11 protein-coding genes and 1 pseudogene are annotated in these 25,289 nt (G+C 75.2%); all 12 read right to left on the reverse strand.

Annotation, left to right across the window (positions count from 1 at the left end; all coding sequences use genetic code 11):
* Nucleotides 1-114, reverse strand: a pseudogene (locus JT723_RS35550) (NADP-dependent oxidoreductase); the annotation flags it as partial.
* Nucleotides 115-255: 141 nt separating this feature from the next.
* Nucleotides 256-933, reverse strand: coding sequence for a LuxR C-terminal-related transcriptional regulator (locus JT723_RS36300; protein WP_205048050.1), 678 nt, complete (start codon nucleotides 931-933; stop codon nucleotides 256-258).
* Nucleotides 930-2,165 (reverse strand): ATP-binding protein, encoded by a 1,236-nt coding sequence (locus JT723_RS30300; protein WP_205048051.1) that lies wholly within the window; start codon nucleotides 2,163-2,165, stop codon nucleotides 930-932. Before JT723_RS30300 ends, JT723_RS36300 begins: the two co-directional genes overlap by 4 nt.
* A gap of 105 nt (nucleotides 2,166-2,270) precedes the next feature.
* Nucleotides 2,271-2,588, reverse strand: a complete 318-nt coding sequence (locus tag JT723_RS30305) for a hypothetical protein (RefSeq protein ID WP_205048052.1) — start codon at nucleotides 2,586-2,588, stop codon at nucleotides 2,271-2,273.
* Entirely contained in the window at nucleotides 2,585-4,198 is a 1,614-nt protein-coding gene (locus tag JT723_RS30310; protein WP_205048053.1) for an acyl-CoA carboxylase subunit beta, read from the reverse strand. Before JT723_RS30310 ends, JT723_RS30305 begins: the two co-directional genes overlap by 4 nt.
* Nucleotides 4,199-4,245: 47 nt before the next feature.
* Nucleotides 4,246-6,009 carry a fatty acyl-AMP ligase gene (locus JT723_RS30315; RefSeq protein WP_205048054.1) on the reverse strand — a complete coding sequence of 588 codons (1,764 nt, stop codon included), beginning with the start codon at nucleotides 6,007-6,009 and terminating at the stop codon, nucleotides 4,246-4,248.
* A complete protein-coding gene (locus tag JT723_RS30320) occupies nucleotides 6,006-6,686 on the reverse strand; it encodes a flavin reductase family protein (protein ID WP_240166419.1) in 681 nt (226 codons plus the stop codon). Before JT723_RS30320 ends, JT723_RS30315 begins: the two co-directional genes overlap by 4 nt.
* The gene (locus JT723_RS30325; protein ID WP_205048055.1) at nucleotides 6,676-8,340 is read right to left on the reverse strand and encodes an NAD(P)/FAD-dependent oxidoreductase; all 1,665 of its coding nucleotides are present in this window, start codon (nucleotides 8,338-8,340) and stop codon (nucleotides 6,676-6,678) included. Before JT723_RS30325 ends, JT723_RS30320 begins: the two co-directional genes overlap by 11 nt.
* An 88-nt stretch (nucleotides 8,341-8,428) precedes the next feature.
* Nucleotides 8,429-10,066, reverse strand: a complete 1,638-nt coding sequence (locus JT723_RS30330) for an NAD(P)/FAD-dependent oxidoreductase (RefSeq protein WP_205048056.1) — start codon at nucleotides 10,064-10,066, stop codon at nucleotides 8,429-8,431.
* Between the two features lie 106 nt (nucleotides 10,067-10,172).
* Nucleotides 10,173-14,837, reverse strand: a complete 4,665-nt coding sequence (locus tag JT723_RS30335; RefSeq protein WP_205048057.1) for an SDR family NAD(P)-dependent oxidoreductase — start codon at nucleotides 14,835-14,837, stop codon at nucleotides 10,173-10,175.
* A complete protein-coding gene (locus tag JT723_RS30340; protein ID WP_205048058.1) occupies nucleotides 14,834-23,917 on the reverse strand; it encodes a type I polyketide synthase in 9,084 nt (3,027 codons plus the stop codon). Before JT723_RS30340 ends, JT723_RS30335 begins: the two co-directional genes overlap by 4 nt.
* Nucleotides 23,914-25,260 carry an NAD(P)/FAD-dependent oxidoreductase gene (locus tag JT723_RS30345; protein WP_205048059.1) on the reverse strand — a complete coding sequence of 449 codons (1,347 nt, stop codon included), beginning with the start codon at nucleotides 25,258-25,260 and terminating at the stop codon, nucleotides 23,914-23,916. Before JT723_RS30345 ends, JT723_RS30340 begins: the two co-directional genes overlap by 4 nt.
* Nucleotides 25,261-25,289 lie beyond the last annotated feature (29 nt).

Genomic DNA, 25,289 nt, shown 5'->3' on the forward strand with positions numbered 1-25,289 from the left:
GCCGAGGGCGGTGTCCCGGTCGCGGGCGCGGCCGGTGGCGATTACGCGTGCCCCCGCCTCGCGGGCGAGTTGCACCGCGAGGGACCTGGCGCCGCCGGCGGCGCCGTGGACCAGCCGGCGAGGATGGGAACGATCAGCGCGGCCGGGTCCGTGCCCGGGACGACGGCGGTCTGCTCGCCCGGCTCCAGCCGCGGCCTGGGCTGCCGGCCGCCCGACGACGGCTCCTGCGCCCGGGCGGTCGTACGGGCGGCCCGGTCACGTGGGCGGGTCGGGCCTGTGCGTGGGCCAGAAGTCCATGAGGTCGCCGGGTGCCAGGCCGAGGGTGCGTTCGATGTCCGCCGGCGCGGTGTGCTGGAAGTGGTCGGCGGTGATGGTGGTCAGGTCGCGCCAGTAGCCGCGGAGCGTCGATTCCGACAGGTGCATGCTGCGGCTCATCTCGGTGTAGGTCTGGCCGCGTGCCCTGCCCGCCAGGACCTGGCGCTGGCGCGGCGACAGGATGGTGAGTGAGCCCTTGCGGACCAGGAGTTCGGTGAGGGCGATCAGGCTCTGCGGGATGACGACGTCGCCCTCGGCGACCTGGATGATGGCTTTGCCGACCTCGGGCAGGGGCGCGGACTTGCGGATGAGGCCGCGCGCACCGGCGGCCATGCAGGCGGCGAGCACGAACCGGCGTTCCTCCTGGGTGTAGAGGCAGACGCGGTAGCCCGCGGCGACCAGGTCGGCGACCGCGGCGACGCCCTGGGTGGCGTCCTGCTGGCCGCTGTTGGCCAGGTGGAGGTCGAGGACGGCGACGTCGGCCGGCGGGCAGGCGTGCAGGGCGTCCTCGGCGCGGGCGTAGGCGGCGGCGAAGGTGATGTCCGGCAGGAGGGTGGGCAGGCCGAACCGGATCGCGGTGGCGTCCTCGATGAGGATCGCGGTGAGCGGGCCGGTCACCGGGCGAGTTTCCCTTCGATGGTGACCTGGGTGCCCAGGCCGGGGGTTGAGCTGATCGTCGCGGTCAGGCGGTGGCGTCGCAGTTCAGCGACGACCTGCTGGGCAAGTCCGGTCCCGCGGGGGGTGGTGGCGGTGTCGAAACCGACGCCGTCATCGCGGATGGTGACGATCCAGCGGCCGCGGTCCTCCTCGGCGTCGGCGTGGACGATGACCATTGTGGCGCGGGCGTGGCGGCGGACATTGTGCAGCACTCCGGCGACCGCGTCCCGGACCGCCTCGCCGGCGTTCGCGCCCACCATCACACCGTCCGCGAGGTCGACGGCCGGCTCCAGGCCGAGATCGGCGAACCCGGACATCCCCGCTTCGAGGACTTCGCGCAGCGCGACCTCCGCCGGTCCTGCCGGGTGCCGGTCACCGGGTGCGCTCGGGCTGCGGGTGTCAGAGCCGCGGCTGAGGTAAGCGCGCATCCGCCGGACCTCGACAGCGGCCTGCTCGCGCAACTGGTCACGTGTGTCGGGAGGCAGGGCGGGGTCGATGAGCAGATGCATGATCGTCGTGGCATTGTGCATGGTCAGCCGGGCGCGCTGTTCCTCCTCGCGCCGAGCGAGCTCGGCGACCCGGGCGTGAGCACGGTCGGCGGCGGCGGCGACGTGGCGGATGTAGCGGACGACGACCTGGGCGACCGCGCCGAGAACGATCAACGTCAGGGTGTTGCCGGCGATCGTCGAGCGATTCGCTGCAGTGACAGCGCCGGCGACGAAGTACACGTACGCAGCGCTGACGGCTCCGACCGCGGCGCACCAGGCGCCCGCGGGCAGTCCCGCCAGGCTCACCACCACGGCCAAGGCGTAGCCGGGTGCCCAGCCGACCCAGGACCCGATGCGGTCGGGCACCGGCACCGCGAGCGTGCCGAGCAGCAGGAAGGCGACGCACAGCGCCACGTCCACCACGACGCCGACCGGCGACAGCCCGCGCCTGCGGACCAGGGCGAAGGTCACGACGCCGACCGCGTTGGCCGCGGCCAGCAGCCACAGAACCAGGTACAGGCGCGGTTCCTGACTGACCTTCATACCCCGGGGCAGCGAGGGGATCATCTGCAGGATCGTCGCGACCCGCGCACCGCCGTAGGCGAGCGCGAGCACGTTCTCCACCCCCGCGGCCGAGGTCGACGCCGCGAGCAGCCCCCGCAGCCGTGCCCTGCCCGAACCGTTCGCCGTGCCCCCGGTGATCACCTCGACATCCTGCCCCATCCCCCTCGGCGCGGTCGCAGGTTCGGCGCATCGGAACGGGGCGCGCACCGCCGAGACAGGGGAGGTGTTCGCTTGGACGTCCCCCGTTCAGGACGTCCAGGCGCTGCGGCGCCAGGCGCCCGCGCCGGGGGCGGGGACACCGGTCATCACGAAGGGCCGGACGGGCGGGTGGGCGGCAGCCTCCCGCCCGCCGCCGCGAGCGGCCACCACCTCGCGCTCTGCGGCCGCGGTCAGCCCTGCCCAGACCACCAGCACGGCCGCGAGCTCCTCGGCGGCCGGCGCGCCGCGCACCACGCGCACGTCCACGCCGCGAGGCAGCTCTCCGTTCGTCTCTCCGCCCGCTCGGCGCGCCCGCTCGGGTGTCGCCGTCCACCGCGCACCGGCGGCTTCGCGTGCGGCGCTCACAGCGGGATGTTCCCGTGCTTGCGGGGCAGCCGGGTGATCCGCTTGTCGGCCAGGGCGCGCAGCGCCAGTGCCACCTGGCGGCGGGTCTCCCGCGGCATGATCACCACGTCCACGTAGCCCCGCTCGGCTGCCCGGTAGGGGTTGCACAGCGCCTCCTCGTACTCGGCGCGCAGCCGCTCGCGTGTCGCCTCGGGGTCGTCCGCCTGCTCGACGGCCTTGCGGTGCAGCACCGTGACCGCGCTCTGCCCGCCCATCACGGCGATCTCGGCCGTGGGCCAGGCGAGGTTGACGTCGATGCCCAGGTGCTTGGAGCCCATCACGCCGTAACCGCCGCCGTACGCCTTGCGGGTGACCACGGTGACGGTGGGGACGGTGGCCTCGGCGTAGGCGTAGATGAGTTTCGCGCCCCGGCGGATGATGCCGCCGCGCTCCTGGTCCAGGCCGGGCAGGAACCCGGGGACGTCCACGAAGGACAGGACGGGGACGTGGAAGGCGTCGCAGGTGCGGATGAAGCGGGCGGCCTTCTCGCTGGCGTCGATGTCGAGCGCGCCGGCCATGACCAGCGGCTGGTTGGCGACCACGCCGACGCTGCGGCCTTCGACCCGGCCGAAGCCGCAGATCACATTGCGGGCGAACAGCGGCTGCACTTCGAGGAGTTCACCGTCGTCGAGGACGGCCATCAGCACCTGGTGCATGTCGTAGGGACGGTTCTGCTCGTCGGGGACGAGGGTGTCGAGTGCCAGGTCCGCCGCGCTGAAGCCGTCGAGGTCCACCGTGGGGGCGTACGTGTCCACCGGCACCTCGGACATGTTGTTGCTCGGCAGGTGGCCGAGGAGCAGCCGGACGTACTCGAAGGCGTCCTTCTCGTCGCGGGCCAGGTAGTGGGCGTTGCCGGAGACGGTGCTGTGCACGGTGGCGCCGCCGAGTTCCTCGCGGTCGATGCGCTGGCCGGTGACGGCGTGCAGAACCTCGGGGCCGGTGACGAACATGTGGGAGATGCCGTCGACCATCACCACGAAGTCGGTGATGGCCGGCGCGTAGACGGCGCCGCCGGCGCAGGGCCCGGTCATCAGCGAGATCTGCGGGATCACCCCGGAGCCCTGGACCTGGCGCCTGACCAGCTCGGCGTAGTAGGCGAGCGCGACGACGCCCTCCTGGATGCGGGCGCCGCCGGAGTCGTTGATGCCGATGACCGGGCAGCCGGTGCGCAGCGCCAGGTCCATGACCTTGATGATCTTCTCGCCGTAGACCTCGCCCAGCGCGCCGCCGAAGACGGTGAAGTCCTGGGCGAACAGGCACACCCGGCGCCCGTCGATGGTGGCGTGGCCGGTCACCACACCGTCGCCGAGGGGGCGCTGGCGCTCCATGCCGAAGTCGTGGCTGCGGTGCCGGGCCATCGCGTCCAGCTCGACGAAGCTGTCCGGGTCGACCAGCGCCTCGATGCGCTCGCGGGCGGTCAGCTTGCCCTTCTCGTGCTGCTTGCGGACGCTCGGCGAGTCCTCGGCCGCCGCGCGCAACTGCTCGCGGCGGCGCTCCAGTTCGGCCAGCCGGGCAGCGGTGCCTGACCGTTCCTGCGGGGTCGGGCGGGGGGCTGCGGGTGTGTCCGACACGGGCGGGGTACCTCCCTGGGTACGCGGGCGGCGGGAAGAGCGGCGGATCAGCGGGCGCCGACGGCCGCCGCCGCGAGCGTGCCGTCCTCGTACAGGCCGCGGGCGGCGCGGCGCTGCACCTTGCCGCTGGTGGTCTTGGGCAGGCTGCCGCGCCGCACCAGCAGCACCTCGGCGGTCTCCAGCCGGTGGTTGTCCCACACCGTGTCGCGCACCAGCCGGCGCAGCAGCTCCGGCTCGACCGCGCGGGCGGTGCGCCCGTCCACCTCGACCACCACGACCAGGCGCTCGGTGGAGCCGTCGTCGACGGAGAAGGCGGCGGCGCAGTTGGGGTGCAGCCCCGGCGCGCTGGATTCGGCGGACAGTTCGATGTCCTGCGGGTAGTAGTTGCGGCCGGTGCGCACGATGACGTCCTTGAGCCTGCCGTTGACGAACAGCTCGCCGTCGTGCAGGAAGCCGAGGTCGCCGGTGCGCAGGTAGGTGCGGCTGTCGGCGGGGCGGGCGGCGGGGCGGGCGCGGAAGACCTGCTCGGTCAGCTCGGGCCGGCCGTGGTAGCCGCCGGCCACGCAGGGGCCGCTCACCCAGATCTCCCCGACCGTGTCCTCGCCGGCCGGCACCAGGCTGTCCGGGTCCACGATCAGCACCCGGGTCTCGCCGACCGGCCTGCCGCAGCCCACCAGCGGGCTGGCGCCGGGAGTTCCGGCGGGCCGGGGCGTGACCCGGCCGTCGCGCCGGGCATCGTCGGACAGCCACAGGACGGTCGGCGGCTTGTCACAGCAATCGCCGGTGGCCTTCAGGGTGTTCTCGGCCAGGCCGAAGCCGGGGCACATCGCGCGCGCGTCGAAGCCGTGCGGGGCGAAGGCGGCGGTGAACGCCTCGATGGCGCGCCAGCGCACCGGCTCGGCACCGTTGGCCGCCACCCGCCAGCAGGACAGGTCGAGCCCTTCGGGCACCGCCCCGGCGTCCGCGGCCTTCACGCACAGTTCGTAGGCGAAGCTGGGCGCGGCGGCGTGGGTGCCGCGGAACCGCGAGATCGCCTCCAGCCAGCGCGCCGGGCGGCGGATGAACGCCTCGGGCGCCATCAGGTGGGCGGGCACCCCGGCGAGCAGCGGCAGCACCACCCCGAAGAGCATGCCCATGTCGTGGAAGAGCGGCAGCCAGGAGACCACGACCCCGTCGGAGCCGCACGGCCACGTCTCCTGGGTTTCCACCGCGTTGTGGAGGAAGTTGGCGTGGGAGACGACGACGCCCTTGGGGTCGCCGGTGGATCCCGAGGTGTACTGCAGCAGTGCCGGGGCGTCCTGTTCCGGCGGCGGCGGCAGCATCGCGGTGTCGATGCCCGAGGCCACCGGCAGGGTGTCGGTGGCGACCAGGTCCAGGCCGGCGAGCTCGGGGCCGTCGCCGAAGCGCTCCAGCAGGTCGGCGCGCACGGCGGCGGTGGTCAGCACGGTGCGGGTGCCGGCGTCCCGGGCGACGCGCCGCACCCGGTCCAGCGAGCGGGCCCGGGTGGGCACCTGCAGGGGCGCGGCGACCACGCCGGCCCGCATGCAGCCGAGCAGGGTCCTCACGAACTCCAGGCCCGAGGGGTAGAGCAGCAGGGCGGGGCGTCCGGCGAGCCCGAAGGCGACGAACGCGGCGGCGCGGGAGGCGGCCGCGTCCGCCAGCGCCCCGTAGGTGAGGGGCGGTTCGGGATGTTCGCCGTCGCGCAGGAAGACGTAGGCGGTGTCGTTCGGCTGCTTCTCACCGCGGGCGGCGAGGGCGTCGATGAGCGTGTACACCCCGTGGGTGACGCGCTCGGTGAGCTCGGCGGTCATCGTTCGCACTCCTTGTCGAGCCGGGCGAGCCGCCCGCGGTAGAAGGTGAGGGGGTCGTCGCGGTCGGCCGCGGCGCGCTCGCCGAGGACGCCCAGGGCGGTCACGGCGCCGACGACGATCCGGTGGTCGCCGCCGGGGTACTCCTCGGCGAGCCTGCACTCCAGGTAGCCGACGCTGCCGCGCAGCACGGGCGCGCCGGTGGCGCCGGTCAGGCAGTCCAGACCGTCGAAGGACGGCAGTCCCTTCCCGGCGAAGTCCATGGCCACACCGCTCTGTCCCGCGGCGAGGATGCTCACCGCGAACTGCCCGCCGGCACGGATCGCGGTCAGCAGCCGCGAGTCGTGCCGCAGGCAGAACAGCACCCAGGGAGGGTCGAGGGAGACGGAGGTGAAGGAGTTCACCGTCGCGCCGATCCAGCCCTCGTCGGCGACGGCGGTGACGACGGTGACGCCGGTCGCGAAGTGGCCGCACACCCGGCGCATGGCAGCAGGGTCGGGGCTCATCGCCTCGCCGCCGAAGGGCGGTTCGGTACCGCCGTCGGCGAACTCGCCGCCGCCCGCCGGGTCCTGGGCGTTCGCACCGGGGCCGTCCGGCGACGGGGCGTTCAGGGTCCGGCCGTTCCGGGCCTGGGCGAGGGGCGGCGGGAGCAGGGTTCGCGCACCGGGGTCACTCGCCATGGCCGAGGTCCTTGCCGCCGCCGCGCAGCCCGTAGGGGCGCACCAGGCGCTGCACCGAGGGCTGCGCCTCGCCGCGCACCCAGCGCAGGGTGCGCAGCCGGCCCCGAAGGCTCAGCACGTACTCCAGGTCGTCCGGGTCGCCGAATCCGTAGATCGGCGGGACGATCCGGTCCTGCCGCAGCCGCAGCATGATGCGGTCGGCGGCCTGCCGAGGTCCGGTCTCACCCTCGGCCACGCCCCGGCACAGCGCGAGGGTGAGGTCCAGCAGCTCGTTGTACTCCGGGACCGTGTAGTGGCAGGCGCCGAGCGCCGGGTCGGCGCGCAGCCCGGCCAGCGCGGACTCCGAAGCGCCCGCGGCCAGTTCCTTGGAGCTGCGCTTGAGGGACAGCGCGTCGAACATCGTGCCCAGCAGCCACACCCGCGCCAGCGCGCTCCACAGCTCGAACGAGCCGCTGGCCGTGAGCGCGGCGCCCACCAGGGCGTCGTGCCGGTCGGCCATACCGTGCTGGAGCCGCTCCAGGTAGCGGAAGCGGCCCGCGGAGAAGTCGCCGTCGCGGGCGGCGGCCAGCACGTCCCCGGCGGCCACCAGGACCAGTTGGGCGGAGGCGTACAGGTCGCGGCCGAGCAGCGGGTCGCCGCCGAGCGCGGCCCGGTCGAGCAGCAGCATCCGCTCGCCCGCGGTGCGCGAGGCCCGCCAGTGCGTCGCCTCGTCGCTCCACGAGGCGGTCGGATGGGCGCCGGCAAGCTGGGCGGCCATCGCCGGGTGGCGCTCGGCGTGCCGCAGCACCTCCCGCCACAGTTCCTCGGTGCGGTGCCCGGCCGCCGCGGGATGGCGGCCGGGGTCGAGGGACAGGGTGACGACCGCCGGCACGTTCGGCGGCGGGGTGCCGTCGCCGTTGCGGAAGTGGCCGACCTGCAGCCAGCCGCCGTCGAAGACGTGGGTGAGGACGCCGTGCGACCACGGGTGGGAGCCGGGCCGCGGCGGCGCCAGCCGCTCGTAGGGCCGCACGCCGACGGCGTGGAAGCCGTAGCTGCGGGTCGCCTGGACGCTCACCCGCTCGGCGCCGATGGCGCGGGCCACCGCCGAGTCGGGGCCCTCGGTGTCGACCACCATGCCGGTGCGCAGCTCCTGCCCGGACTTCAGGGAGAGCCGCACGCAGCCGTCCTCGACGACCGCCTTCTCCACCCGGGTGTGCTGCCGCACCCGCACGCCGCGCTGCACGGCCCTGGCCAGCAGCCAGGCGTCCAGGTCGGGCCGGTGGAAGTGGCTCTCGCCGTGCTCGGAGGGGACGTTGAACTGGAGGCTGCGGCCGGCCCGGTGCTCCTGGCCGGGCTCGTGGTGGGCGAAGCCCCAGGTGCGGTGGACGCCGGAGCTGTGCGAGACCTCCGTGCGCACCCGGCCCGCGTCGGCGAGCAGGGCCGCCTCCGGAAGCCCGAAGCGGGTGGCGATCAGCTCGTAGAGGAACGAGGTGCACGGCAGGGTCGCCTCGCCCCCGACGACGCGCGGCACCTGGTCCTCGCCGAGCAGTTGCACCGCCAGGCCGCCTCGGGCGAGCGCGGTGGCCAGCAAGGTGCCGGTGATTCCGGTGCCGAGGATCGTCACGTCCGCGTCGTGCGCCGCGCGGTCTCCGTGGTTGTCGGGTTGGCTGGTCATCTTCCCCATCACCTGCTCGGATCGGGCACGGTTCGGTGTGCCGGTCGGGTGCTGCCGCGCGGCGGCCGCGGCCGCGCGCACCTGCGGGTCAGCCGCGGCCGGGCACGTGCTCGCGGGCGAAGGAGCTCATCGCGCCCGTGATCGTGCCGGCGATGTGCGCGGGCGCCTTGGTCCTGGCCCAGGCCGCGGTGCGGGCCATGCGCGGCGGGGTCGCGTGGAAGAAGTGGTTCTCCGGGCGGGCCAGTTGCAGCGGCGGCGGCAGGAAGTCGGCCTCCCCGAGCAGGCCGAAGATGCGCCGGGACGCCTCCTGCGGGTCCAAGGTGCCGTCCTCGACCTGGTCGCTGAGGGCGGTGGAGGCGCGCAGCAGCTCGTTGGTCGCGTCGTGCGTCGGGAACGGCGAGCCGAGGTACTTGGCGTTCTCCAGTTCCAGCAGCGGCTGCACGTCGCCGGAGCGCCGCAGCCGGTCGTACGCGGTCTGCAGGCCGAAGGTGCCGAGCACGGTGGAGATCGCCCAGACCCGGAAGACCGCGTTCCACAGGTCGTAGTCGCGGAAGGCGGTGAACGAGCTGTGCACCAGGTCGTCGTTGGCGTCCAGCAGGCGCTGCTCCAACTGCTCGACCAGGGCGAAGCGTTCGCGGGAGAAGTCGTCGTCGCGGATGGCGTCCAGCAGCCGGTGCGCGAGCACGTTGACGACCTCCAGGGTGTTGGTCATGCCGCGCGAGTAGAGCGCGTCGATGAACCCCGCGGCGTGCGCGGTGACGCAGTACCGGTCGCCGACCGTCCCGGTCGCCGAGTACTGCAGCCGCCCGGTGGACACCCACTCGCGTACCGGGCGGGCGTTGCGGAACTGCGGGGCGATGTCGGGGAACCGGCGCAGGAAGTCGTCGAACTCCTGCTGCGGCGGGCCGTCCGGGCGCGGGTGGCGCCGCGGGTCCAGCGTGAGCCCCACGCTTACCAGCGGGTTGGTGCCGTCCTTGGTGTTGTCGAAGGGGATGACCCACAGCCAGCCGCCGTCGAAGACGTGGTGCAGGGTGCCCTGGTGCCAGGGGCTGGGGTTGCCGTACGCCTCAGGGTTGCGCATCACCTCGTCGTAGGGGGTGACGTTCACCATGTGCGTGAACAGCGAGCGGGAGTGGTGGCGGAAGCGGGTGGGGGTCTCGCGCAGCCCGAACCGCTCGGCGACCGGGGAGCGGTGGCCGCTGGCGTCCACGACGTAGCGGGCGAGGAACTTCTGGCCGCCGGCGGCGTTCAGGGTGACCCCGGAGCCGTCGATGTCGATCTCCTCGACGCGGGTGTTCTGCCGCAGGACCGCGCCGTAGCGGACGGCGGTGTACGTCATGTAGGCGTCGATGTCCTGCCGGAAGAAGTGGTTCTCCGTGTGCAGCATCTTCGGGATGACGAACTGGTTGACCTCGTCGGGTCGTTGGGCCTGGCCCTCGCGCTGGTAGACGAAGCCGAAGTTGCGCTTGACCCCGCACGCGCCGGTGACGTTCTTGCGCACCGAACTGAAGCTGGACAGGTGCGCGATCTCGGGCACGCCGTAGCGGGCGGCCACGACCTTCAGCAGGACGGAGGTGTAGGGGATGGTGGACTCGCCGATCGCGAACCGCGGGTGGCTGCCGGCGTCCAGCAGAAGCACCTTGGCCCCGTTGCGCGCGAGCACCGACGCCAGGATCGAGCCGGCGATGCCGGCCCCCAGGATGGCGACGTCATGGCGTTCGGTCATCTGATGCCTCTCTCGTCCTTGTGCTGCCGGTCGTGTGCTGAGCCGCCGGTGTGGTGCCGGCGGGTCGCTGGTGGTGCCGGGCCGGCGGCGTCGCGGCCCGGCGGGTTCAGGGCTCCTGCGGCGCCGGGTGCTGCCGGGCCACCTCGTCGCCGAGCAGCCGCCCCCAGCCCTCCGCCGGCACCTCGAAGAAGGGCCGTGGTTCCAGGCGCAGCGCCAGGTCCTTGCGGTAGCGGGTGATGAGCTGGCTGACGCCGAGGGAGTCGAGGCCCATCTGCAGCAGGTCGATACCGTCGGTGATCTCGGCGCGGGGTACGCCGAGCTGGTCGGCGAGCGCGTCGCGCACGTAGGCGTCGAGCAGGCTCTCGCGCCGGTCGGCGGGAGCGGCGAGCACGCCGGCCAGCAGCGCCGAGGGCGCGGCGCCGTCGCCGCCGGGTGCGGCGGCCGCGATGCCGGCGAGCAGCGGGCGGGCGCGGCGCGACTCCAGCAGGGGCTTGAGGGTGTCCCAGTCGGCGCCGGACACCACCGCGTGGATGTGGTCGCCGGCCAGCAGCCCGCCGAGCTGGTCCAGTCCGGTGCGGGCGTCCAGGGCGCGCAGGCCGAGGGCCTCCAGCCGGGCCAGCAGGTCGTCGCCGCCGAGGCCGCTGGCGACGTTCCACGGGCCCCAGCTGATACTCAGTGCGGGGCGGCCGGTGGCCCTGCGGTGGGCGGCCAGGCCGTCGAGGAAGCGGTTGGCGGCGGCGTAGGCGGCCAGGTGGGCCGAACCCCACACCGACGCGATGGACGACATCAGGACCAGGAAGTCCGGTTCCGCGTCGGCCAGCAACCGGTGCAGCGTCCAGGCGCCCTCGACCTTCGGCCGCAGCACGGCGTGCAGTTCTGCGGGGTCGGCCTCGTCGATGTTCTGCGCTCCGGCGAGTCCTGCGGCGTGCACGACGCCCCGCACGGGACGGCCGGCCGCGGCTGCGGCTCTGAACACCTCGCGCATCGCGGCCTCGTCGGTGGCGTCGGCGCGGGCGACGGTGACCTGCACGCCGCGGCCTTCCAGGTCGCGCACGGCCCGCACGCGGGCGGCGGTCGCGGCGGACGGCCCGCCGGCGCCGGAACCGGTGCCGCCCGACCCGTCCCACTCCTCGCGCGGTGGCAGGCCGGAGCGCCCGGTGAGGACGACGTGGCGGGCGCCGCGGTCGGCGAGCCAGCCCGCCAGGGTCAGGCCCAGGCCGCCGAGGCCGCCGGTGATCAGGTACGAGGCGTCGGTGCGCAGCACGGGTGGCGCGGCGGCTCCGGCGGGCTCGGGCACGAGCCGGGGCACCAGGCGTTCGCCGGCGCGCAGTGCGACCTCGTCCTCGTCGCCGGGCCGCAGCAACTCGTCGGCCAGGGTGTCGATTTTGCCGCCGGCCGGGTCGAGGTCGATGCTGCCTCCCCACAGCGCGGGCTGCTCCAGCGCGGCCACCTTGCCGAGGCCGACGAGCATGCCGCCGGCCAGGCCGCCGGCCTCGTCCTTCTCGCCCGCGGCCTGGGCGCCCCGGGTGACCAGCCACAGCCGCGGCGGGCCTTCGGGGCTGCCGCCGGCACCGTCGGCGAGCGCCTGCAACAGGTGGATCGCGGTCTCCGGGCCGGTGACGCGGGCATCCGCGAGGTCGGCGGCGGTGGCGTCGTCGCCCGCGGGCACGTCGAGCGAGGCCAGGTGCACCACGCGGTCCAGCGGCGCGTGGGCGGCGAGCAGGGCGCGCAGCTGCGCGGGGTCGCCGGCGGGCACGGCCTCGGAACTGTCCGCCCGCCCTCCCGCGGGGACGAGCCGGGCGGTGAAGGCGGTGCCGCCGCGCGCCCTGAGCCCGGCGGCCAGGTCCTCCGCGACGCCGCCGGAGTCGGCGAGCAGCAGGGTGCGGCCTGCTGGTACCTCGGCACCTGCCGCGGCGGTCGGGGCCTGCTCCCACCTGACGGTGTAGCGCAGGGTGTCCTCGGCCGGGTCCCCGGCGGCGGCGCGGGTGCCCGGCCCCGCCAGTCCGGTGGCACCGGCCGCAGCGAGCGGGAAGGCCAGCGCGCGGCGCTGGAAGGCGTAGGTGGGCAGGGGGACATGGCGCGGGGTCTCCGTGCCGTGCAGGGCCGCGAGGTCGACGGGTGCGCCCCAGGCGAAGAGTCGGCCGAGGCTGTCGAGGACCTGCGCGCTCTCCGGCCGGCCGCGGCGCAGCGAGGGCAGCCACAGAAGGTCCTGGTCGGGCAGGATGCGGCCGCCGAGTCCCAGCAGGGTGCGGCCGGGGCCGACCTCGACGAACGCGCCGGCCCCTGTGGACCCGGCGAGCGCGAGCATGCCCTGGTGGAAGCGGACCGGCTGCCGGGCGTGCCGGACCCAGTAGCCGGGGTCGGCGAGGGCGGCGCGGTCCAGCTTCTCGCCGGTGAGGTTGGAGTACACCGGGATCCGCGGCTCGCGGAACTCCACGGTCGCGGCGGCCGCTTCGAGCGGGCGCAGCACCGGGTCGAGCAGCGGCGAGTGGAAGGCGTGCGAGACGGCGAGGCGGCGGCCCTTGACGCCGTCGGCGGCGAGTTCGGCGGCGATCTCCTCGATGGCGTCGGCCGCACCTGACAGCACCGTGTCCTGGGGGCCGTTGACGGCGGCGAGCGACACCCGGTCGGTGCGTGCGCCGACGGCGCGCAGCGCGGCCTGCTCGCCGAGCGGCACGGCGAGCATCGCGCCGGGGGTCGAGACAGCGTCCATCAGCCGTCCGCGCAACGCGATCAGCCGCAGCGCGTCGGGGAGTTCGACGGCACCGGCGACGCACACCGCCGTGTACTCCCCCACGCTGTGCCCGATCAGGGCGGCCGGCCGCACGCCCCAGGAGCGCCACAGCTCGGCCAGGGCGTACTCCACCGCGAACAGCGCAGGCTGCGTCCACGCGGTGCGTCGCAGGTCGCCGCCGTCCGGGTCGAACACCACGTCCAGCAGTGGCCGTTCACCGCCGTCGGCAAGCAGGGCGGCGCAGGTGTCGAGCGCGTCGCGGAAGACCGGCTCGGCGTCGTACAGTTGCCGGCCCATGCCCGCGAACTGCGCGCCCTGGCCGGGGAAGAGGAACGCGGTCCTGGCGCGGTGCGCGCTGAGCGCGCGCCGCGGCGCCGGGCCGCCCTCGCCGTCGGCGAACGCCCGGAGGCGTGCGCCGAGTTCGGGGAGGTCCGCGGCGGCGAACGCGGTACGGAACTGCTGGGCGGCCCGTCCTGTGGCGGCGGTGCGGGCGACGGCGGGCAGCGGCGTGTCCGGGTGGGAGTCGAGGTGGTCGGCCCACTTCCCGGCCAGCGCCCGCAGCGCGTCCTCGCCCCGGGCGGAGGCGACGACGAGTTCGGCCGGGCGGGCGGGGACGCCTGGGGCCTCGGCCACGGCGGCGGGCGGTTCCTCGACCAGCAGGTGGACGTTGGTGCCGCTGGCCCCGAAGGAGCTCAGCCCGGCCACCCGCGGCTGCCCGTCGGACGGCCAAGCGGTGTGTTCGGCAGCGACCGCGATGTGGAGCCGGTCCCAGGCGACGTTGGGGTTCGGGGTCCGGAAGTGCAGGCTGGCCGGGATCTCGCCGCGCCGGACCGCGAGCACCGCCTTGATCAGCCCGGCGATGCCGGCCGCGGCCTCCAGGTGCCCGATGTTGGTCTTCACCGAGCCGACGAGCAGCGGCCGCCCGTCCGGCCGACCGGCGCCCAGGACCTGCTCCAGACTGCGCAGTTCGATGGGGTCGCCGAGGACGGTCCCGGTGCCGTGGGCCTCCACGTAGCCGACCCGGCCGGCCGTCAGCCCGGCGTCCTCCAAGGCGGCCCTGATCACGTCCTGCTGGGCCTGGGCGCTGGGTACGGAGATGCCGCTGGCACGCCCGTCGTGGTTGACGGCGCCGCCGCGGATCACGGCCAGCACCCGGTCGCCGTCGGCGAGCGCGTCGGACAGCCGCTTGAGCACCACGATGCCGCAGCCCTCGCCGCGGCCGTAGCCGTCCGCGGCGGCGTCGAACGCCTTGCAGCGCCCGTCGCGGGCGACCGCCCCGGCCTTGCTGACCAGCACGAAGCCGTAGGGCGACAGGATGACGTTCACACCGCCGGCGAGGGCGAGGTCGGTCTCGCCGAGCCGCAGCGACTGGCACGCCTGGCGGACCGCGAGCAGCGAGGACGAGCAGGCGGTGTCGACGACCTGCGCCGGGCCGCGCAGCCCGAAGGTGTGGGCGATGCGGCCGGCGATGAAGCTGTTCTCGCCGAGGATCTGGTAGCCGTCGATGCCCTCGGGCGCGCCGAACTGCTGGCGCATGCGCACGTAGTCGCCGGTGCTGGCACCCATGAACACCCCGGTGCGCGACCCGTCGAGGCCGTCAGGCGGCAACCCCGCGTCCTCCAGGGCCTGCCAGGCGACCTCGAGCGCGATGCGCTGCTGCGGGTCCATGCCGGTGGCCTCGGCGGGCGCGATGCCGAAGAGCTGGGCGTCGAAGGTGTCGACGCGGTCGAGGAAGCCGCCGTCCAGAACGTAGGCGGTAGCGGGTGTCTCCGGGTCCGGGTCGAAGTAGGGCGCGGTGTCCCAACGGTCCTCGGGGAACGGGCCGATGGCGTCCACGCCGGCGCTCAGCATCCGCCACATGGCCTCGGGAGAGTCCGCGCCGCCGGGGAAGCGGCAGCCGATGCCCACGACCGCGATCGGGGCGCGGAGGGCGCCCTGCTGCTTCTCGACCATCGTGCGCAGCGTGGAGATGGTCCGGCCGGCCTGGGCTAGCAGGGCTCGCAGCTCGCCGTCGGCGGCGGCGGTGGGCTGGTTCATCGCTTCTCCTGCTCGAACAGTTCGGTGACGGCGGCCAGCTCGGCGGCCAGACCGGCGGCCAGCTCGGCGATGTCGCCGGTGTCGGGGGCGGCGACGGGATCGCTGTCGGGGTCGGAACCTTCGCCGGCTGCCCGACCGGTGCCGGAGGCGGACCCGGTGCCGGAGGCGGACCCGGGGCCGGCGGCGGACCCGGGGCCGGCGGCGGCGCCGGTCGGGTCGCCGGCCGCGCGGGCGGCGGGGATGGCAGCGGAGGGATGGGTCGCGCTGCCGGAGGGTGAGCCGCCTGTCTGGATTCCTCCGGCAGCGCCGTCGTGGGGGCCGCCGTTCGAGGGCGGGGCGTCGGCGCCCACCACCTCGGCGGCCAGGAAGGCGGCGAGCGCCTGCCCGTTGGGGTACTCGAAGGCGAGCGTGGCCGGCAGCGGGCAGCCGAACCGGCGCTCCAGCCTGACCTTCATCTCCAGGGCCGTGATGGAGTTCAGCCCCAGTTCGAAGAAGCCGTGCCGCGGCTCCAGTTCGTCCGAGGCGTCCAGGCCGAGCACCACCGCGACCTCCTCCAGCACGCAGTCGAGCACCAGGTCGGCGCGGGCGTCCGCGGGCAGCGTGCGCAGCTTGTCCAGCAGCGCGTCGGCGTCGCCGGGCACGGACTTCTCGCGCTCTGCCAGCACGTCGAACAGCGGGAAAGGCAGCGCCTGCCGGTAGAGCGGCAGCAGCAACCCCCAGTCGACGTCGGCGATCTCGACCTCGGCGGGGCCGAACACAGTGACCTGGTCAAGGAGTTCGCGGGCCGCGACGGTGGGGAGCGGGGTCATGCCGCTGCGGGTGAGCCGCTGGGCGCTGTCCCGGTCGAGCAGGCCGACCTCGCCCCACGGCGCCCAGGCCACGGAGGTTGCGGGCAGCCCGCGGGACCTGCGGGCGGCGGCGAGAGCGGTCAGCACGGCGTCCACCGGGGCCTGCGCTCCGGCGCCGATCGCGCCCCAGCTTCCCGCCACAGTGCTCCACACCTGGAACAGGTCGAGCTCCGTGCCGGTCCGCAGGCACGCGTCGTGCAGGAGCCACGCGCCGCTCGCGCGCTCGGTGAGCGCCGCCTCCAGCTCGCGGGCGCCCGGCGGGCCGCCGGCCGGCAGGTTCCAGTCGGCCCCCAGCCATACGATGCCGCCGACGGGGCAGCCCGCGGCCGCCTGCTCCTCCATCAACTGCCGTGCGTGCGCGGCCCCCTCGACCAGCGGGACCCTCAGCACCTCACCGGCGCCGCGTTCGGCCAGCCACCCGGCGACCTGCTCGGCGAGCGGCCCGCCGCAGCCCGCGACGAGATAGGCGCGCCCGGGGTCCAGCCGCACCGGTGCGAACAGCGCGGGCGCGGCGGGGCCGGGCAGCAGCCGTGCGCCCAGCCGCCGCCCGGAGCGCAGCGCGACCCGGTCCTCGGCGGGTTCGTCGCCCCCGGTCAGGCGCGCGTCGAGTTCGGCGAGGACGGCGTCGGCGTCGGCCGCGGGGTCCGCGGACAGCGGGTCCAGGTCGAGCACCCCGCCCCAGGCGTTGGGCTGTTCCACCCCGGCGACGACGGCCGCCTGCCGCAGCGCGGCCTGTGCGGGGGCCGGCTCCTCCAGGTCGTCCACGGCCACGGCGCCGCGGGTCACCCACCACACGCGGGCACCCGCCCCGGCCGCCGCCACCGCGGCGGTCACCTCGGCGGCCGCCGCGCACGCCCCGGCAACGCCCCTTGCGTCGGGCGCCCCGCCCCCGGGCAGATCGAGCGCCGCCAGGTGCACCACGGCCGCGCAACCGTCCCCCGCGGCCAGCTCCTTCAGCGCGCCCCCGATCCGCTCCCGCACCCCCGTCCCGACCCCGGCCACCACCCGCACCGGTGTTCCCCGCCGCTCCCACACCGCAGCGATCGCCTCGCCGACACCGGACCCGTCCCCCACCAGCAGAACCGTCCCACCGGCGGACCCAGCCCGACCACCGTCGACCGCCCCGCCACCGAGCTGAGCGGAGTCGGCGTGCGCGCCCGACGGGCGTGCCGAGGCGCCCACCGAGGACGCGGACCCGGCGGCACCGGGCGACGCCGCATCGGACAGAGCACGCGCTCCGCTCGCCGCAGGGGGCATCCCGGCCGGCCGCGAGGGCAGTTCGTGCCAGGTGGGGGTGTGGACATGGGTGGTGTGGCGGCGGGCGGCCTCCGGGGGGAGGGGGTGGGCGGTGGGAGTGGAGAGGCGGATGCCGGTGAGTTCGATCAGGGGGCGGCCTTCGGGGGTGGCGATCAGCACGTCGGCCACGGGCGGCATCCCGTCGCCGGCCGTGGACTCGCCGTCCGACGTGGGACGGTCCGCAGTGGGTGAGACGTGCAGGACGACGTGCTCGCCGGGGACGTCGTGGGCGGTGAGGGACGCGATCGACGCGGGCAGCAGCAGCGGGGCCACGGGCTCCGGGGCGAGCAACGTCGCAGCGGACAGGGCGAGTTCCAGCAGTTCAGGCGCCAGATGCCAGCGCATGGCGGCCGGGCGGCAGCGCAGTTCCAGGGTGAGGCGGTCGCCGTCGGTGCGGACCGCCACCACCTCGGCGGTCGCTCCGGCGAGCGCGGCGGCGCGTGCGAGCAGCCCGGCGTCGGCCTCGGTCCGCGCGGGGACGGGGGCCGGTCCGCGCCGGCCCGCCGGGCGCGCGGTGCCGGCGGCGAGCCGGAGCGAGCCGGCGCCGCCGGGTGCGGTGACCTCGAAGCGGTGGGCGCCGGGCGCGTCCGGCGAGCGGGTCAGGGACAGGGCGACGGTGCGCGTGCCGTCGGCGGGCGCGGGCAGCGGCGCGTCGAAGGTCACACCGGTCAGCCGGACGATGCGGTCGGGGCCGAGCGCGGATCCGGCGGCGGCCACCGCCAACTCCAGCCAGGCGGCGGCCGGTACGCGCGGGTCGACGGCGGCGGGGTCGGCACCGAGCGCGGTGACGATCTCCGCGTCGAGGTCGGCCTCCACCACGGTGGCGCCGTCCGTGCGCACGGTGCGGGAGGTCAGCGGGTGGCCGGTGCCGGCCGCTGCCGGGCGGTCGTCCACCCAGTAGCGGCGGTGCTCCCACGGGTAGCCGGGCGTGGCGACCGGCCGCGCCGGGCGGGCGTGCAGTCGTCGCCAGCCGACCCGGGCGCCGCCGGCGTGCAGCGCGCCGAAGGCGGTGAGCAGGGCGAGTTCGCCGTCCACGTCGCGCAGCAGCGTGGGGACGAGCAGCCCGTCGGTGCCGTCGGCCCGCAGTTCGTGCTCGATCGGGGTGAGTTGGATCGGGTGCGCGGACAGTTCGAGGAACGTGTCGTGGCCGTCGCGGGCGGCGGCGCGCACGGCGTCCGCGAACCTGACGGGCATGCGCAGGTTGTCGCCCCAGTAGCCGGCGTCGAGCGTCCGGTCCGCGACCGTGCAGCCGTCCACCGAGGAGTACATGGGGAGGCGCGGCGGCACCGGGTCGAGCCGGCCGGTCAGCGCCTCGACGAGCTCGGCGCGCAGCGGCTCGGCCCACGGGCTGTGCGCGGGACCTCCGGCGTCCACCGCGCGGAAGAAGACGTTGCGCTCCTTGAGCCGCCCGCCCAGTTCAGCGAGGGCGGCGCTCTCGCCGGAGACGACTGTCGAGCGGCGGCTGTTGACGATGGCGACGCACAGTCGCTCACCGTAGCGGGCGATCTCGCGTGCGGTGTCGTCGGCGTCGAGGCCGACCACCGCCATGCCGCCCTGGCCGACCAGGGCGCGCAGCAGCCGGGTGCGGCGGACCATCACCTCGGCGGCCTGGGGCAGTTGCAGGGCGCCGGCGCACAGCGCAGCGGAGACCTCGCCCATGCTGTGCCCGACGACGGCCGCGGGCTCCACGCCGAGGTCGCGCCAGGCGGCGACGAGGGCGTGCTGCACGGCGAACAGCAGGATCTGGCGGTCGAGTTCGTCGGCGGGCTCGGCGCCGGCGGCGATCACCCCGGCCGGCGACCAGGTGAGGAAAGCCGACAGCGCGCGGTCGGCGTCGTCGAGGGCGGCGCGGAACACCGGGTTGCGCAGCGCGAGCGGCCGCGCCATGCCGGGCCAGTACGAGCCGTGCCCGGAGAAGACGAACACCGGCCCGCGGGTGCGGTCGGCGGCACGGGCGAAGGCGGTGCCGGGAGCGTCGCGGCCCTCGGTGAACGCGTCGAGCCGCTCGGTGAGTTCGGCGCGGTCACGGCCGACGACGACCAGGCGGTGCTCCAGGTGGGAGCGGCGCAGCGCGAGGGTGGACGCGAGGTCCGCGACGTCCGGTGCTCCGGGGCCGGACAGCAGGTCGCGGTGGGCGGCGGCCCGCACCCGCAGGGCGCGCGCGGACGCGGCGGAAAGGGCGAGGACCTGCGGTGCGCGGTCGTCGCCGGTCGCCGCTCCGGCTGCCGGGCGCGACGCCTCGGCGGGCGTCCCGGCGGTGGCGGACGTTTCCCGCACACCGGCGGCGGGCAGCCCCGGCACGGCGGACTGCCTGGCCCGGGACGGCACTTCGGCGGCGCGCATCCCGGCGGAAGGCGCTCCAGGCCCGGCCGTCACTCCCCCGGGCGCGCCGACGGCGGCCAGGTCGGCGGCCGGTGCCTCGGCGAGCACGATATGGGCGTTGGTGCCGCTGAACCCGAAGGCGCTGACACCCGCGACCCGGCGGCGGCCGCCCCGCGGCCAGGGCCGCGCCGCGGTGGGCACCCGCAGCGGCAGTTCGTCCCAGGGCACTGCGGCGCTCGGCTCGCGGAAGTGCAGGTGCGCGGGAAGCGTCTCGTGGTGCAGTGCCAGGACGGTCTTGATCAGCCCGGCGATGCCCGAAGCGGCTTCCAGGTGGCCTATGTTGGTCTTCACCGAGCCGACCAGGCACGGGTCCAGGTCGGCGGGCCGCTCGCGCAGCGCGGCACCGAGGGCGTTCAGTTCGATCGGGTCGCCGAGCGGCGTGCCGGTGCCGTGAGCCTCGACGTAGTCCAGGTCCGCGGGGGTCACTCGGGCGTCGGCGAAGGCCGTGCGCAGCAGGTCCTCCTGGGCGGGGCCGTTGGGCGCGGTGAATCCGCTGCTGGCCCCGTCCTGGTTCACCGCGGAGCCCAGTACGAGCGCCAGCACCCGGTCGCCGTCGCGCCGGGCGGCGGACAGCGGCTTGAGGACGACGACGCCGCAGCCCTCCCCGCGGGTGTAGCCGTCGGCCGTGGCGTCGAAGGTCTTGCAGCGGCCGTCGGCGGCCAGTGCCCCGGCGGCGCCGCTCGCGCGGTGGATGGTGGTGTCGAGGATGAGATTGACGCCGGCGGCCACGGCCAGGTCGCTCTCCCCCGCGCGCAGGCTGGCCGCGGCCAGGTGGATCGCGACGAGGGACGAGGAGCAGGCCGTGTCCACGGCGAGGCTCGGGCCGCGCAGGCCGAGCAGGTACGACAGGCGGCCGGCGGCGGCGCTGAACGAGGTGCCGGTGCCGTAGAAGGCGTCGACGTTGCGGGCGGCCACGCGCTGGGCGTAGTCGGTGGAGTTCATGCCGACGAACACCCCGGTGCGGGAGCCGTCGAGCCCCGCGGGCGGGATACCTGCGTGCTCCAGCGCCTCCCACGCGACCTCGAGGAACATCCGCTGCTGCGGGTCCATGACCTTGGCCTCGCGCGGCGGGATCCGGAAGAAGGGGGCGTCGAAGCCGGCGGCGTCGTCGAGGAAGCCGCCCCACCACAGTCGGCCGTCGTCGAAGCGGCCCTCGGGTGCCCGCCGTACGGCGTCCACGCCGTCGGTGAGCAGCCGCCAGTAGGCGTCGGGGCCGTCGGAACCGCCCGGGAAGCGGCAGCCGACGCCGACCACGGCGATCGGCTCGGGGGCGGCGGACACAGCGGTCCCGGGGACGGCGGCAGGGGGAGCGGCGCCCACGGCGGCGGGACGGCCGGCAGGAACGGCCGGCGCCTGCCGGTCGAGCAGGACGCCGAGGTGGGCGGCCAGGCGCTGGACGGTGGGGTGGTCGAAGGCCGCCGTCTTGGGCAGCCGCACCCCCAGCGAACGCTCCAGCGCCTTGCACAGCTCGACGGCCCCGAGGCTGTCCATACCGAGGTCGGTGAAACCACGGGCACGGCCGACCGCCGCCGCGGAGGCGAGGCCCAGCACCCGGGCCGCGGCCGAGGCGACGATGTCGGCCAGCGCGGCCTGGTCGGGGCGCCCGGGGGCCGGCTGCGCGCCGGCGTCCGCGGTCACTCGTACCGCCGGAACGCCCTGCGCGCCCCCTTCCGTCGGGTGCCCGTACGGCGCGAGCCCGGCTGCCGCGCCTGTGCCGGGGTGTGCCCCGGTCCGCAGGCGCAGCCCGTCCGCCTCGGCGACGAGCCGCCCTTCTGCGTCGAACAGCCGCAGCTCGCCGCGCAGTTCAGCTGGCAGGGCCGCGCCTGCGGGATCCGCGTCGACGGCCATGCCCTCGCCTGCGGCGCCCTCGGGCACCTCGAACCACAGCGGTTCGCCCTGCCAGGGGTAGCGGGGCAGGTCGCGTGCCGGGGCCGGGTCCGGCTCGACGTGCTGCCAGCGGATGCGGGCGCCCGCGGCGTACAGCTCGGCGAGCGCGGCCCGGGAGGTGCGCACGGCGTCGGTGTCGCGGCGCAGCGTCGCCACCACCGCGCCGTCGGCGCCCGCGGCGGCCATGGCCTGCACGATGGGCTGGGCCAGCACCGGGTGCGGCCCGATCTCCAGGAAGACACGGTGACCGGCGTCCAGCGCGCGGCCCATCGCGTCGGCGAACCGCACCGGCTCGCGGACGTTGCGCCCCCACCATGCGCCGTCGAGGGCGGGCTCCGGGCCGTCCGCAGCGCCGAGGGTGCCGCTGGTCCGAAACAGCGGCACAGCGGGCGCCGCGGGTTCCAGGTCGGCCAGCAGGCTGGTCAACTCCGCCTGGTGCGGGGCCATCTGGGGACTGTGGAAGGCGTATCCGCCGGGCATGTCGCGGCAGGTGACGCCGCGCGCGGACAGCTCGCCGGTGAGTGCGGACACGGCGGCCTCGGTGCCGGACACCACGCTCGAGGACGGGCTGTTGACGGCAGCGAGTGCGAGGTCGTCGCCGAACGGGGCCAGCAGCGGCAGCAGTTCGGCCTCGGGCAGGGCAACGGTGGCCATCCGGCCCTGCCCGGTGGAGCGTTGCAGGAGCCGTCCGCGGTGGACTGCGACCCGGACCGCGTCGGGCAGGGTCAGTGCCCCCGCCACGTGGGCGGCGGCGATCTCGCCCATGCTGTGGCCGATGACGGCGGCCGGCTCGACGCCCCAGGACCGCCACAGCGCGGCGGTGGCGACCTGCAGGGCGAAGACGACGGGCTGGGCGATCTCGGTGTCGGCGAGCCTGGACTCCTCGGCGCCGGCCCGCAGCTCGTCGGCGGGCGACCATCCCGCGGCCTCCAGCACGAGCGTGTCGACCTCGGCCAGTGCCGCGGCGAACACGGGCTCGGCGTCCAGCAGTTGGCGGCCCATGCCGGCCCACTGGCCGCCCTGCCCCGAGAAGACGAAGCAGACCGGCAGGCGTTCGTCCTCGTCGTCGGGCAGCGCCGCCCCGGCGTCGTCGGCGGGCGCCGGGGCGGCGAGGAACTCGTCGATCTCCGCGACGAGTTCGGCGGTGGTGGCACCGGTGACGGCGAGCCGGTGCTCGCCGTGGTGGGTGCGGAGCCTCGCGGCTCCTGCGGTCCAGGCGGCGAGGCCGCCGGCGGGTCCGGCCAGCAGGCGGTCACGGTGGGCGCGGGCGAGTTCGCGCAGCGCCTCGCCGGAGCGCGCGGACAGGGCGAGCACCCGGGTGGCCGCGCCGGCGGGGCCGCCCGCGCCGGCGGCAGGCGCCTGCCGCGGGGGCGCCTCGACGAGCACATGGGCGTTGGTGCCGCTCAGGCCGAAGGCGCTCACGCCGGCGAGGCGGGGCGTGTCCTGCGGCCAGTCGGTCAGTTCCACGGGCACGCGCACCGGCCATCGGTCCCAGCGGATCGCCGGGTTCGGGCGGTGCAGGTGCAGGTGCGGCGGGATCTGGCCGTGGCGGACCGCGAGCGCGGCCTTGAGCAGCCCGGCGACGCCGGCCGCGCCGTCGGTGTGGCCGAGGTTGGTCTTGAGCGAGCCGACCAGCAGCGGGGCCGCCGGGTCGCGTCCCGCGCCCAGCACCTGGGCCAGGGCGCTCATCTCCAGCGGATCCCCGAGCGGCGTGCCGGTGCCGTGGGCCTCCACGAAGCCGACCTCGCCGGCCGCGGCGCCGGCATCGGCCAGGGCGTCGTGCAGCAGGCGCTGCTGCGCGGCGGCGCTGGGCACGGTCAGGCCGGCGCTGCGCCCGTCGTGGTTGACCGCGGAACCGCGGATCACCGCGAGCACCCGGTCACCGTCGGCGAGCGCGTCACCCAGCCGCTTGAGTACGAGCACCACGCACCCGTCGCCGCGGACGATGCCGTCGGCCGCGGCGTCGAACACCTTGCACCGGCCGTCCTTGGCCATGGCGCCGACCTTGGACATGAAGATGGTCAGCTCCGGGGCGAGCAGCACGTTCACCCCGGCGACCAGCGCGGTGTCCGACTCGCCGGCGAGCAGGCTGCGCCGGGCGAGGTGGGCTGCCACCAGGGAGGAGGAGCAGGCCGTGCTCAGGGCGACACTCGGCCCGTTCAGGCCCAGCAGGTACGACAGCCGGCCCGGCCCGAAGCTCGCCTCCTTGCCCGACGCGTACCAGGGGTCGATGCCGGCGCGGCCGGCCTCCTGCGCGTGGCGCAGGAAGTAGTCGGCGCCGAGACCGCCGGACCACACCGAGGTGCGCGTCCCGGCCAGGGTGCCGGGCACGATGCCGGCGTCCTCGAGCGCCTCCCAGGCAACCTCGATCAGCAGCCGCTGCTGTGGGTCGATCTGCCGGGCCTCGCGCGGCGCGATGCCGAAGAAGCCCGCGTCGAAACGGTCCGCGTCCGGCAGGAAGCCGCCCCAGCGCGCGTACGTCCGCCCGGGTGCGTCCGGGTCGGGGTCGTAGACGCGGGCCAGGTCCCAGCGGGAGGGGGGGACCTCGGTGATGACGTCGGTCCCGTCCCGCAGCAGGCGCCAGAAGGAGTCCGGGCCCGTCACTCCGCCGGGGAAGCGGCAGCCCGCCCCGACGATCGCCACCGCATCGGCTGCTGTCCCGGTCATTTCAGCAGTGCCGCCCCTGAGGGGGTGGTCAGACTGCCGAGGTGCTGGTGCCACAGGTGGTCGGGGTCGCTCTCGACCGCGGCGACGATCTTGCGCATCGCCTCCAGCGCCCGCGGCTCGTCGTCGTCGTAGACGTCGCCCTGGAGCATCTTCAGCACGTCGAGCCGGTACCGCGGGTCCTGCACGAAGGCCGTGAACAGGATGTTGAGGCGGTAGTAGATGCTGATGAACTCGTACCAGTTGCCGACCCCGCGGCGCAGCGTGCGCTCGTACTCGGCGAACCGCGGCTTGCTGAAGTCGCCGGCCTCGGCGGCGGCGATGATGTCCTTGGTGGCGATGCGGGCGCTGTTGAGCGCGACGCTCACGCCGCTGGAGAAGATCGGGTCGACGAAGCGGGCGGCGTCGCCGATCAGCACCCACTTGTCGCCGGTGATCTCCTTCATGCCGTAGCTGTAGTCGCCCTCGGCCTTGAACGGGCGGACCCGCTCGGACGCCTCCAGTGCGCTGCGCAGCTCCGGCCGGCTGCCGACGCAGTCCCAGAAGAAGCCCTCCAGGTCGTCCTTGGAGGCGGTGAAGTGCTTCTTCTGCGTCACGACGCCGATGCTGGTGATCGTGTCGGTGATCGGGATCTGCCACACCCAGGTGTCGGTGATCGGCAGGAAGTGGATGAAGATGTAGTCGGCCTTCTTCTTGTCGTGCGACAGCGCGCTGCGGTCCAGGCCCTCGAACCAGGCGTGCACGGCGTACTGGTTGAAGACCGGGTCGGGCACCTTCAGCTTCATCTGGCGGCCCAGCATGGTGCCGCGTCCGCTGGCGTCGACCACCATCCGCACGGTGTAGCCGGAGTCCTTGCCGCGCACCGGGCGCAGCACCGGGTTCTCGCCGGAGAAGTCGACGCTGCCGATGCGGGTGTCCTCCAGGACCTTCGCGCCGCAGGAGTTGGCGTGCTGGAGGAGGAGCTGGTCGAACTTGCCGCGGTCCACGTGGTAGGTGTGGGCCTGCTCGACGCCCGGCTGGTCGCGCTCGTCGAACTCGATCTCGGCGGCGCCCAGTCCGTGGGACAGGCCGGAGAACCCGAGCGTGGGGATGCCCTTGGGTGCGGCCGAGGTCCAGGCCGCACCGAACTTCTTGGGGAAGCCGGCCTTCTCGACCAGGTCCAGGGCGCCGATGTCGCGCAGTACCGGAGTGGTGGCGGGCACCAGGGACTCCCCGACGTGCGGCCGGGGAAAGGTTTCACCCTCGAAGACCGCCACGGACAGACCGGCGCGGGCCAGGTAGCTGGCTGCGGTCGAGCCCGCGGGGCCCCCGCCGATGATGCCAATGTCGTAGTCGACTGCGGACAAGGCTGCTCCTCAAACGATCGGTGTGGGTG

Source organism: Actinacidiphila bryophytorum (assembly GCF_016916835.1).
Classification (GTDB): Bacteria; Actinomycetota; Actinomycetes; order Streptomycetales; family Streptomycetaceae; genus Actinacidiphila; species Actinacidiphila bryophytorum.